11 protein-coding genes and 1 pseudogene are annotated in these 12,703 nt (G+C 39.9%); 2 read left to right on the top strand and 10 right to left on the bottom strand.

Annotated features, from left to right (window positions below):
* Positions 1-24 precede the first annotated feature (24 nt).
* Together FCL46_RS05260 and FCL46_RS28705 are read left to right on the top strand one after the other, a co-directional pair.
* Entirely contained in the window at positions 25-642 is a 618-nt protein-coding gene (locus FCL46_RS05260; protein ID WP_136805331.1) for an IS3 family transposase, read from the top strand.
* A 128-nt stretch (positions 643-770) separates the two neighbouring features.
* Positions 771-1,255: pseudogene (locus tag FCL46_RS28705) on the top strand (IS3 family transposase); the annotation flags it as partial.
* A gap of 138 nt (positions 1,256-1,393) precedes the next feature.
* On the opposite strand, the gene FCL46_RS05245 reads toward FCL46_RS28705, so the two are convergent.
* The 10 genes from FCL46_RS05245 to mntA all read right to left on the bottom strand — a co-directional run bounded on the left by FCL46_RS05245 (position 1,394) and on the right by mntA (position 12,683).
* The gene (locus FCL46_RS05245) at positions 1,394-2,524 is read right to left on the bottom strand and encodes a radical SAM/SPASM domain-containing protein (RefSeq protein WP_167505735.1); all 1,131 of its coding nucleotides are present in this window, start codon (positions 2,522-2,524) and stop codon (positions 1,394-1,396) included.
* 168 nt (positions 2,525-2,692) lie between these two features.
* Complete coding sequence (locus FCL46_RS05240; protein WP_267313697.1) at positions 2,693-4,546, bottom strand: radical SAM protein; 1,854 nt, start codon at positions 4,544-4,546, stop codon at positions 2,693-2,695.
* Between the two features lie 254 nt (positions 4,547-4,800).
* Positions 4,801-5,946, bottom strand: a complete 1,146-nt coding sequence (locus FCL46_RS05235; RefSeq protein ID WP_136805326.1) for a radical SAM/SPASM domain-containing protein — start codon at positions 5,944-5,946, stop codon at positions 4,801-4,803.
* Positions 5,947-6,439: 493 nt separating this feature from the next.
* Positions 6,440-6,742: a PqqD family protein gene (locus FCL46_RS05225; RefSeq protein ID WP_136805324.1), complete on the bottom strand. Its 303-nt coding sequence runs from the start codon at positions 6,740-6,742 to the stop codon at positions 6,440-6,442.
* Positions 6,743-7,306: 564 nt separating this feature from the next.
* A complete protein-coding gene (locus FCL46_RS05220; protein ID WP_153307101.1) occupies positions 7,307-7,474 on the bottom strand; it encodes a hypothetical protein in 168 nt (55 codons plus the stop codon).
* 1,355 nt (positions 7,475-8,829) lie between these two features.
* On the bottom strand, positions 8,830-10,026 hold the full coding sequence (locus FCL46_RS05215; protein WP_136805323.1) for a GDP-L-fucose synthase family protein: 1,197 nt from the start codon (positions 10,024-10,026) through the stop codon (positions 8,830-8,832).
* 100 nt (positions 10,027-10,126) lie between these two features.
* Positions 10,127-10,510 carry a four helix bundle protein gene (locus FCL46_RS05210; protein WP_136805322.1) on the bottom strand — a complete coding sequence of 128 codons (384 nt, stop codon included), beginning with the start codon at positions 10,508-10,510 and terminating at the stop codon, positions 10,127-10,129.
* Positions 10,511-10,587: 77 nt separating this feature from the next.
* Complete coding sequence (gene gmd, locus FCL46_RS05205) at positions 10,588-11,709, bottom strand: GDP-mannose 4,6-dehydratase (protein ID WP_136805321.1); 1,122 nt, start codon at positions 11,707-11,709, stop codon at positions 10,588-10,590.
* 166 nt (positions 11,710-11,875) lie between these two features.
* Positions 11,876-12,280 carry a type VII toxin-antitoxin system HepT family RNase toxin gene (gene hepT / locus FCL46_RS05200; RefSeq protein WP_136805320.1) on the bottom strand — a complete coding sequence of 135 codons (405 nt, stop codon included), beginning with the start codon at positions 12,278-12,280 and terminating at the stop codon, positions 11,876-11,878.
* Positions 12,249-12,683, bottom strand: coding sequence for a type VII toxin-antitoxin system MntA family adenylyltransferase antitoxin (gene mntA / locus FCL46_RS05195; RefSeq protein ID WP_136805319.1), 435 nt, complete (start codon positions 12,681-12,683; stop codon positions 12,249-12,251). Before mntA ends, hepT begins: the two co-directional genes overlap by 32 nt.
* Positions 12,684-12,703 lie beyond the last annotated feature (20 nt).

The following is a 12,703-nucleotide window of genomic DNA, read 5'->3' as shown; positions in this document are numbered from 1 at the left end:
GAGTCTACCAATAATCTTCATCTCATGGGCTTAATCGACAAGTACCACTTGAAAGACCCGTCAGCTGGCACTTGTCGAATGAGTAAGTATCTTTGCCGAGCAACGGGGATGAGGATTGGCCGAAAACGAGTACAGCGTCTTATGCGCCTCATGAGTATTAAGGCAATTTATCCACCAAAACAGACAACGATTCGAGGGATCTCGTCACAAATATATCCATATCTGTTGCGAAATTTACCAATTGTTAGACCAAACCAGGTATGGGCAGCTGATATCACTTATGTTCCGATGAGAAAGGGCTTTGTCTATCTCTTTGCCATTATTGATTGGTATTCAATAAAAATCGTAGACTGGGAAATATCCACAACGCTTGATACGGAATTCTGCCTACACTGCCTGAATCGTGCTGTAAGTAGACATGATAAACCTGAGATATTCAACACAGATCAAGGGGGCCAGTTCACCTCTAAAAAATGGATTTCGCAGCTCAAAGAGTATGGGGTAACCATCAGTATGGATGGAAAGGGCAGATGGATTGATAATGTAATGATCGAGCGCTTCTGGAGAACTATCAAGTACGAAGACATCTATTTGAAATCATATGAGAACCCAAGAGTATTAGGCAAAGGGATTTCCGGTTAGATTCAAAAATATAATGCAGTGAGACCACATGAGAGTTTATCATATGCGACGCCTAATGAGATTTACTACGAGCAACTAAGGAAAGCGGCTTGAAAAAGTCAAGTGGTGGCCCTAAAAGCGGGACCACTTCTGATATCACATATATTTGGGCTACAGAGGACTGGCTGTATCTTGCAGTCGTTATAGACTTATATTCCCGTCAGGTTGTGGGTTGGCCCCTGAAAAGTCGCATGACAAAAGACATTGTTATTAATGCATTGCAAATGGCAATATGGCGTCGTAGGCCTTCAGCAGGCCTTATTTTTCATTCAGATCGTGGCAGCCAGTACTGCAAAGTAAAGACTTCCTACAACCGACTGACAAGCAGCATGGGCCCGGTAAGCGAAAACTCCGAGAGGGCCATTGTTGGGATAATAGTTATGCCGAAAGTTTCTTTAGGAGTTTGAGAACAGAAAGAGTACTTGATTCACTCTATCACACCAGGGAAACAGCCAGAATGGATAACGTTTATTACATTGAGATGTTTTACAACTGCAGGAGACACCATTCGCATCTTGGCTATCTCAGCCCAAATGATTTTGAGAAGATGATGGAGTTGAAGATGGCAGCCTAAGAAAAGTGTCCATTTTTACTTGACCAGGTCATGATTTGTTGGAGGTGAAAGGTCCATTCCCGGACTCCCTCTTAGAGACAACCCTAAGTTATATTGACGATGAGAAGAACCCTCGATTTACTTTTTAACCCCTGTTGACTAACTCTTCTCAATAAAGGTAGATAACCTTGTCTTCCAGTCAGGTACCTCCCATAATTTTTCTCCCTCAGTTATTAACCCCAGGTATACAGCTTGAGCATGAGTTATCTGGCAATGATATTCAACCGGACTGTCCAGTGTGCCATGCTCTATCCACGAACGTGCAGGGCACTGCTGACAGAGACTTTTAAGAAAACACTTTGCACATCGCTGATCATATTCACTCCCTGGTTGAGCACTCATTTCAGCAGCCTTAAATTTAAACTGGTCAAGTGCACATTTTAGCGACCCCTTCAAAAGATCATATGAAAAATCGGGATGACGCAGAAGAAGACAGGGATAACCCATCCCATAAGGATCGACTGAAATGCTCTTTGAACCAGCCTCACAACCTAAAAGCTTCAGCCCTGGAGGTGTGGCAAATTGCGAACAAAAGCTTTTTATTTCCGCTAAAAATTCATCTTCATTGCGCGTAAGGAATTCTAAAGCCTGCTTAGCGGCAGGTCTTAAGCTTTCTATTCGACTATTTTTGGACTCACTATCTCTTCTAACTCGCAAGTCGAAAAATATGGAAAAAGTAGGTAGAGCACCGTTCATATGTCCCAATGAGGATACCCAAGAATCAAATTCAGGAATTTCATTTCTATTATTCCCAACAAAAGCACCTTTGATTATGAATGGAATACATGCCTCTGCCAGCAACTTAATACCTTTTATTGCAGCATCGTAAGATCCTGGTATCCGGCTGACCTCTTCATATGTACCCTTTGTCATTCCATACAAGGTAACCTCGATTGGATTTAGGGGAGGTACTTTAGAGAAAAGTGATATGTGATCTTGAGTTATAAGAGTAGCATTTGTGAAAATCGTAACCGACAATCCTAATCGTCTCGAAAAAATATAGAGGTCCAGGAAATCTGATCTGAGTAAAGGCTCCCCCCCGGTAAAGAGTATCGACATGCAACCCAACTCAACGGCCTCAAAAATAATATTTCGAAATTCAGAAGTAGGTAACTCTTTATTCTCAAGCTCCTTATTTTCAGCAGCTAAATTATTGTAGCAATGAATACATCGGTTGTTGCACCGTTGAGTTAGTTCAATTTTAAGGCTGGGCAAATCTACATTTTTCATTCGTGAGGAATAAATTTCCCCCATACTTGTCTGAGAATAATATTTGTCTATACTCATTTTCGTGCCCTACACCTTAAAATAATTATGAATAGAAACATATCAAAGAGGATTTTATTCGTCCAACTCATTCACATAAATAGCAACTATATTCAATTTATTGTAAGTGAATTAAGGGTTTTTCAGACCTTCAACATGAGAAACGATACTACCGCTCTTATCAAAATAGAGATCGTAGCAGGGGACAGTTTGCGCAATATCAGATAACAACAAAAGGATGTTCTCCCACCACACAGCACTCTCCAACGGACGAATGACACATGGAAGTAGACTCCTTATAATAAGAGAGTTTTTCTGAATGCGGGAAAGATAATTGCTGTCTGCCTGATTAAGGAAAAACACCCCGCTCAACTCCACAGGGCCAGGAAAAGGATTTTGAGTGAATTCATGAAACCAAGTACCATAAAGACGATAGCCGCCATAAGATTTTTTTACGATTACCCTGTCTTCAGAAAGAATATCTGTATAACGATTTTTAAATAATTTTAAAATCGTACTTTTTCCGGCTCCAGAGTGACCTATAAACAAGTATCCTTTTCCATTACAATTCAAGCCACTAGAATGAAATACACACCCATTACGGGCAGCCAGCAACTGGCCAAAAAGGATTTCATCTTTGAGTATCCCTGTCAATGATTCCAAAATTTCTGTACTACGAATCTTATCGCTGTTGTGGTAGACATCCCCTTTGCTGTAGTCTTCATTAAAGACAGCATATTCATCCAGGTTAGACTCACCATCCTCTGAATTTTTCTTAACATAAACTATTTTATCCCTAACCTTGCGCACTTCCAGTCCAGGGTGGGAATAAAGTTTTTTACCAGATTGAAGAATAATATCATTGTCGCAATGACTGTTTATTACATGATGGGCTAGCAGGACGGTATCTACCCCGGCATCTTCAGACAGAAAATTTTCCAATTTGGGAGAGAATATCATATCGTGGAAGGGCGAATCGGATTTGACCAAAACTCCAATGCCAGCAACCTGAAACGTTTTTTCCTTCCCCACCTGCAAATTCAATCTGACACTTTCAAATTTTTCCGTTAATTCACATAGGTAATCAATTTTGCGATGTACATTTCGATGTTCCAAATATGCATATGCAGGACACCAACGACAAAGTTCTCTCTTGGTACATTTACCGCACCCATTAAGGTATTCCTCGATCACAGGTAATGAGTGGCCCACGAGAGGTAAAAATGAGTTCCAATACTCGTTGAAAGTTCCATTTTTAATATCGTATCGTAAAGAAGGATCTTTAATGAAACCACAGAACGATACTTTGCCATAAGCATCAATATGGAATTTATTCCTTTTCTCGATACAATGGCCAAACAGCGTTTCTTGATCTCTCACACAATCTGAGATTTTGTCAATACCAGCACTTCTCTTTCCTGCAACATCAGGCTTGACGTAACCCACGATTTCTTCTGCATCTAATCTCTGTGCACAGATTATCTTATTTTTAGCTATATCACCATCTGCAGTCAGATTAAGCCATGTCGCCCCTATTCTAACCCTATTGCTCAGTTTATAAGCGAGGTCGTTCATTTCCTTGAACACATGCTTATTTGATTGCATAGGAACTAACTGAACTATGAAATTTGCACCAGCCTCTTTCAGGTATCGACACCCACGGATAAATTGATCAAATGATCCCGGATTCTGAGTGATTTGATCGTGGATATGTGCATCAGGACCATACATTGAAACCATTTTGGCCCCTTTCGCTTTAAGAAGATCAGCAATCTGGCTCGTAATTAGGGTGCCATTGGTATTAACAGAGTATGTGTAATTATAATCAAGAATATATTGGAGGATATCCGCAAAATCATTTCGTAGCATTGGTTCACCCCCAGATAGGGCCCAATGCCTACATCCTTCCATCCTGCCTTTATCAATAACTGCAATTATTTCTTCTGTAGATAGCTCATCATACTTTTCAACAGCATCTACAGGCAACCGGAGCCAACAATGTAAGCAATTATTATTGCATCTGTATGTAAGATCGAGACTTCCTCTGGGGATCAAGTGTGAAGCATAATCACGCACTTGTTTTTTGACATAATTCGTCATAATATATTTTTTAAAAAGCTAAAATAACCCATCTAATTGTTTTAGTTTACCATATTTGATTTAAACAACTAAACCACGTTGCTCCAATCAACTACAGGATCACCAGCAAATATCCCCTTCCCGACAGCACGAAATATTTTTCATTCAATTAAAGAATTTCTATCTCTGGTATTTTCCAGCAACTGACCTGCGTGTTCATGTGCCAGTTCACAAAAATAATCAACCATTTCATCCAGCCTTCCACATTCCAGATATGCATGAGCAGGGCACCACATGCAAAGATTCAGGTAATTACATGTACCACAACGCTGAGAATACTCTGGAGAATCAGATCTGCTTTCTGTTATTTTAGGAACCAACGTTTTTAAAGCACTCTCTAGTGTGCCTTGCTTTAGATCATACACAAATTTATCATGAGTCAATGATTGGCATAACCGCAAGCTTCCATCGGACGAGATGTACATACTCCCATTGCCAATAGCACATCGGAAAAGAGACTGTCCATCTTCCTTTTTATATGTTTTATTACCAATCAAGTTGTCACAATTTTTAGCGAGTGCTTTAGACCTTGCTGGATCGTCAGCTTCCAACTTAAGTATTTCTTTGGTGCTGAGCCGCTCTTCTATGATAAGTTGATTTCGTAATTGGTTGCGATCAGTTCTGAGGTGTAACTTGTAATCAAAATAGAAATAATCTTTTGTCCTCCCCTGACAAAATGATTTGATCTTGTCAAATTCGTCCAAAGTCGATTTCATAGCAATAGCTTTGAGCCTGTAACTAACATTGTATTTATCCAGAAGGTCAAGGCCATTTATAAATAAATCAAAGTGATTCTTCTTACCTGTAACATTTCCATAGATTTCCGGACTAACACCATAAACAGTTAACTCCAAATCTCGAGGAGGATAATCCCGAAACAATTTCACATACTCTTCATTCAACAGCGTCCCGTTTGTGAAGACAGAAACTAAAAGCCCCTTCCTTTTTAAATATAGATATATTTCTTGAAAATCATCTCTCAATAACGGCTCCCCACCAGTCAATAGCACCCATAATGCACCACGCTGTACAACTTGATCAACTATTCTCTTAATCTCGACCAGTGAAAGTTCGCTGTTTATCGAAGAAATATCATTCGTAGGTAAATTTACATAACAATGTCTACAGTTGTTATTACATCGTGCTGTTAGCTCAAGAGAAAAAGATAATAACGGATTAGCTTGAATGACATCGTTCCAAAATGCGATATCCTGAATCTCTATAGCTTTAGATACTTGTTCTATCATTATGTTTGTTACCAATAAATAGTCGGATGATGAAAAGGTAAGCAGAAATACAGAACCTAAGGATCTTTAATCGTGAACAATATGCAATAATTATCCTTTCACATCCAAGACCAAAGGTGATTAACTTTCCTTCTCTTTCAATTGCGACAATTTTCCCTAAAATTCGCGACAAAGGAACACTTCTATCAAATGTTAAAAGATTATCCCCCTTAGTCACATAGAACCGGCCACTACTTTTCACAAAACGATGAATTACGATTGAATCTGAGTTTTGAGACAAAAACACTATTACTTCGCCTATAGAGGGCACACCATTTTCGAGTGGGCTTACGGTAACGATGTCATCACATTTAATAAATGGTGACATGCTTTTGCCTTGAGCTTTGAACCTAACCGACAAATTGTCACATAGCATTATAGACATAAATTGTCTAAAACCGGATCGACTTGATAAGAAATTTGACATCGATTCATTATGAAAAGAACACTTGGATTAATTTAATTTTGTAATGATTTTTCTTCTCAAAAGTTCACCAATAAGACCTAAAACGTCTGCAGAAATTTCCTCATAACTCGCATCATACTCGTCCACGAGGTCATTAATAATTTGGTGCAGATCATCCTTTCCTGTCAATCTGGACCAAATATCTTTACCAGTGTCCTCAAGAGTATATAAATCATCTTCAAGATCGCCAATCCCTGCTACAATTGGAACAATGAGGAGTTCCCCTCCTATTTCTCGTGCGACAATATCTTTTGAAGGAATGAACAAATCGGTAAAATCAATTTTAATCAAAGCTTTTTCTCCATCTCAATAACAATTATCTATATGTTTAGGTAAAAGGTGATTATCGAAATAACCACTGTATGATAGGGACGTTTAGGATAACAAGAAGACCATATGAAGCCGCAATTTAAATATTGAGAAGCCTTTCTTACTAAAGGTGCAAATTATGAAGGGCTTACAAAGCTCTTATTTTATCTAATTACCACCGAAACTCAGCTTGAAAAAGTGAGGTGTCAGAGGTGAGACGTTAACTACACTACTCAAAGAACACTCCATAACCACTCATATCTAGGTCATCTTTGGATGACTGTGTTATGTAAGATTCTATACACCTAACAGCTAACAGCTAACAGCTAACAACAGTAGCTGAAGATCAGTGGTAATCAGGTTATTTTATGCGAGATGACAAAAAAAAGGTAGAATGAAAAATCAGTTTAGTTTCAACTACAGTTAACAGGATGCATCTTTCAAACTGCCAAGCATTATGCCATTCTCAGGAGTATAATTATAGACTTTGACATATCAACATCCCCCCCAAAAAATACATCAAGCCATTTGCGCTCCCTAACATTTTCAACAAACCCCTACGCTTTCACACGGATCACAGACACCAATATTGCAACCACTATCCTTAATATTTGCTGCGTTTACCCTCACACCTGAGCATGCTTTTAATACTGATTCATCAGGTGATGTTCGTGTTATCACAATCAGTTCAGGTTTTTTCCATTTCTTATTCATAATTCCCCCCCTAATTAAATATTAACTGCTATCGATTGTCTTTAATTATTTCAAAATCAAATCAAAGCAAATACCTATCCAATCTATTACACTTCAAGTTCTAGTAGCAACAAGTTTTTTTTAATAATAGTAATTACTTTAAATTGCAACATTTCTAATTAGTAACACAAAAACGCACAAATAAAAAGTAAGTATTTCTAGTACAAATCGACCTAACATATTACACGACCGATCCGAGTATATTCAATGTACTGTTCACTTCATCGTTTACAACTATGTCATTACATCGTTTACACATAGTTTCTCTTCAGACGACCAAGTTCATCTTGTATTCTTAGCGTCTCTTCCTCAACTAAGCACAAAATTTGCTCGGGTCGAGGTTGGGTAAATGCAGCAAATTTTTAACTATTGGCTATTATTTAACCTAAAATAATACAATACTGACAAGTATTGTATTAAGTACTTTAATCGTGCAGAATAGTATGTTCCATAGATAGCATTCTTCACAGTCACTATCATCGTATTGCCCCAATGAAAGATTCTATCATTAGGCTCATCGAAGATTTGGACGGTTTTAACTCTACCGTGGAATTTATTCAGCTAAGAAAAGTAGTCAAATGGATTCTAAGCATCAGAAATCATGATATTCATGCTGTTGATGTCTTCCTACGCAAACCTGAACTTCAATGATATGGTAAGAATTTACCTAACACTTTCTTTCGAATGAAATATCAATTTTCAAGGGAAGTTATCCATAAGTAAACGAATCAAACGAAAATACACAGAAGGATTCAAAAAAGAGACTGTCAGACTGATTTCGGAATAGGGTTATACTATTAATGAAGCAGGCAGGAATCTCAGGTTAAATGCAAACCTGCTCTACCGATAGAAGCAAGAATCGGAGAGACCAGCAAACGAATCTTTATAACCTGATGATTTGACGGCAATACAAGCTGAGCTCAAGCGTCTTCGTAAAGTGAGTACACAGCTGAAGATGTAGCCGGAAATATTAAAAAGGACAATGGCCTTCTTCGCCAAGGGACAGGAGTGAGGTATCAATTTATTGATGTTAAGAAGAAGACCTCCCTAATATCCATGCAGTGCATAATAATGCAGAGACGACTTCCACGGCTTGCTCAAAAAGAAACAGATTAAAAGCAACATGAGTCGCGAAAGAGACTTCTGGGGGGGGGGCATTTGACTCAACTCACCAGATAAGATGCCAAGCGGACTGTCATTAACTATATCAAAATGTTTTACAACAGCAAAAGAAGTCATTCTTAGTTGGGGCATCTCAGCTGAATGTAGAAAAGGGATTGAATAGAAAAAAGCAGCCTAATAAAAATGTCTCTTTTTTACTTGACCAGGCCACTCTTCAAGTACCAGTTATATGCATCCCGAAGACCTACTTTTAAACTGAAAGCTGGTTCCCAACCAATATTGTTTATCATGGTGGTGTCAAGTAGCTTTTGCGGGGTACCGTCAGGTTTATCAGAGTCGTAGATTGTTTCACCTTTGAAACCCACAATTTCACAGATTACCTGTGCAACTTCTTTGATTGTTATGTCTTTACCTGTACCAACGTTATAGAAACTAGGACTGGAACTACTAGGACTTAGGTTAGAGGACTTAGGACTTTTACTACAACTGCAGGTGTTAAGAGACTGGGGAAGTAGCTGCATTACATCGTAGCAGGCGGCTGCCATATCGTCTACGTGGAGAAATTCTCTTTTTGCTTTGCCGGAACCCCATAATACTACTTTAGGACTGAGGGAACTGCCAGGGCCAAGGACTGAGGGATTAGGACTGCAACTGCCAAAGCTGTTTAAGGCTGAAGAATCTTCAGCTAGGCCAATGGCTTGTTTTATGTCTTGGGGGATTGGGCCGTAGGTTTGTTCGTCTTTCTGGATTGCCTCAAGGTTGCCTTCCATAGCCAATTTGGCGAGGTGGTATTTGCGGATGATGGCTGGGATTACGTGGCTGTTTTCGAGATGGTAGTTGTCGCCCGGGCCATAAAGGTTAGTTGGCATTACGGAGCGGTATTTGGTTCCGTATTGGCGGTTGTAAGACTCGCACATTTTAATGCCGGCTATCTTTGCAATGGCGTATGGTTCGTTGGTAGGTTCGAGGTAACCTGAAAGGAGGTATTCTTCTTTCATTGGTTGTGGGCACATCTTTGGGTAGATGCACGAACTGCCTAAGAATAGAAGGTGTTGTACACCAGCTTTATAGGCCTCATGGATCACGTTGGATTGAATCATGAGGTTTTGGTAGATGAATTCAGCCGGGTAGGTGTTGTTGGCGTGGATTCCACCTACTTTTGCTGCGGCGAGAACGACGTAATCGATTTTGTGTGTTTTGAAAAAATCCCGTACCGCAGCCTGATCTGTTAAATCGAGCTCTGAGTGAGTTCGGGTAATAATGTCGTTGTAACCTTCAGATTGCAATTTTCGGACTATTGCTGCACCTACCATGCCGCGATGTCCGGCCACGAAAATCGATGAGTGAGGAGTGAGGGGTGAGGAGTGAGGGGTGTTGTTGCCAATATCCATGTTTATAATGCCGCTTGGGTCTTTTAGTTATTTTGAGGGAAGGGTTTTGGTTATTTCTACGAGAACAATTGAATAGTGGGTTTAATCAAAAGGCTCAGGTTCATTTGGTGTTGTTGCCATTTAGTGATTTAATCAAACCACCCAACAGAGCGAAAATTTTATTCATGAGTTTGAAGGTCTCGTCAACATCCGAAACATATTCAAGTTTTCTGCAAATGATTAGCTGAGTTTCCAATTCACTCAGAGAACCTCTTGCGATAGAGAGGAAGTGTGAAAATTCTTTTTGGGTCGTGCGGGCTGCGCCCTCAGCAATATTGCTTGGAATTGAAACAGCAGCCCGACGCATTTGGCTCACGAGACCATACTTTTCCTCAGGAGGAAATGCAGATGTAAGACGGTAAATAGTGGTGACCAGATTAATACCTTCCTGCCAAACCAACAAATTATGATGCCGCCTGACCGAACTATCTGACTTACCATCCATTACAGATTCTCCTAATACCGCCATGCTCCCCCAAAGTTTCTTTTACACCTCACACCTAACGCCTAACCCCTCACGTTTTATTCGTTATAATTAAACGTCTGAAATCCCTGACTCTGGCAAAGAGCGTCTTTTTTCGCTTCTTCGAGATCGTAGCGGACCATCTCTTCTACGAGTTGTTCGAAGGTGATGCGTGGTGTCCAGCCGAGTTTTTCTTTAGCTTTTGCTGGATTACCAAGGAGGGTTTCAACTTCGGTGGGACGGAAGTAACGAGGATCTACGCGGACGACAGTTTGTCCTGGCTGAACTTTTATTGAATCATCAGTCTTATCTACTGATTCTACAATACCTATTTCTTCTAGGCCCTCACCTTCCCAACGGAGGTGTATGCCAAGCTCACGTGCAGCAATATTTACGAAATCACGTACTGACTGTTGTTGACCGGTGGCGATAACAAAATCATCAGGTGTTTCCTGCTGGAGCATAAGCCATTGCATTTCGATATAATCTTTTGCATGTCCCCAGTCACGTTTTGCATCCATGTTGCCGAGGTACAGACAATCCTGCAATCCGAGAAGAATACGGCTGATCGCACGGGTAATTTTTCTGGTTACAAAGGTCTCACCACGTTGCGGGGATTCATGATTGAAAAGAATTCCATTACAGGCGTAAATTCCATACGCTTCGCGATAGTTTACAACTATCCAGTAAGCATAGAGCTTCGCAACAGCATATGGTGAGCGTGGATAAAATGGTGTTGTTTCGGTTTGAGGTGTTTCTTGTACTAACCCGTACAACTCTGAGGTCGAAGCCTGATAAAATTTGGTTTTATCTGTAAGGCCGAGCATGCGAATGGCTTCTAAAAGTCGTAGAGTACCTAGAGCATCAGAGTTGGCGGTGTATTCAGGTTCTTCAAAAGAAACCGCTACGTGCGATTGGGCTGCAAGGTTATACACCTCATCCGGACGTACTTTTTCCATTATCCGAATCAGGCTTGAGGAGTCGGTCAAATCGCCGTGATGGAGAATGAATTTTCTATTCTCAACGTGAGGATCTTGATAGAGGTGATCTATCCTGTCTGTATTAAATAGGGAAGTTCTTCGTTTTATGCCGTGAACTTCATACCCTTTTTTTAGTAAAAACTCTGCGAGATATGCCCCATCCTGACCTGTAACGCCTGTTATCAAAGCTATTTTTGTCATGAAATACAGTCCTGGTTTCCCTGATATTTATTAAGATCTCAATCTGTTATAACCACAAAAACTCTTCCAGACTGCAAGCCTACTACCTAACACAAAGATGCTCAACAAAAAAACAGGGGATGGCTTGAGGTGGCAAGTCTGGATGTGAAAAGCAAACCACTTTATGCTATAAACTTTCAATCTTTTGGATAAATACATAAACATCTGAGAGATCTGTCAAAATGTTTCCACATATCACTTCCGCATCAACCGTTTCATAGTCATGGGCAAGGAAATTTCGAAATCCAGCAATCTTTGAAAATGATCTGGCAAATTCCGGATCTAAAACATTTGCTTCACCCAAAATATCGAATGCCTCAGTATATGATTGAGGTGGCCGCAATCCGTGTTGTTTTATCACCATTTCAGCCAGACTGATGCACGAATCTGCCATCAGGTACAGATAATGAAGCAACGCTCCACGATAGACAAAGTCTGTATGAAATTTCTCTGAGCATGCAGGTGCCAACTGTTCAATATTAGCTAAATACTCTTTAGCCCTAAATATCTTTTGGTTGATTCGTTCTCTCATCCCCCATAGCCCTTTCTCTCTGACATTTGAAATCAATTACCTGGTGCAATTTAGTTACCACAAATTCATCCAGTATCATCTGATCTTGAACATAAATAACCTCACCTTCTCGTATAATATTTTCTAACAAAATGAGGTTATTCATTTGGTTAACAACCACTAGGTCAACATCGTTCCGTTTTAAAGCACGACAGCAATCTGCCTGAAGAGTTAACTTATCGTTAAATGAAAAGTTATGGGGATCCTTTACATAGACAGCAATATCGACATCACTGAGGTGTGAATAATGACCACTAGCTAGAGAGCCAAAAAGAAACGTAAACACCACATCCGCTGATCCATTAAAGAGAGGCAGCAGTTTCGCGGATACCTCTTGAATGCTATGAGTTTTTTGCTGTTCCATAGTTTTTTTGAAGGACTAAG

The organism is Desulfosediminicola flagellatus, assembly GCF_005116655.2.
Classification (GTDB): Bacteria; Desulfobacterota; Desulfobulbia; order Desulfobulbales; family Desulfocapsaceae; genus Desulfopila; species Desulfopila flagellata.
Note: the sequence above shows the minus strand (reverse complement) of the source record. Positions and strands in the feature narration are given on the sequence as shown.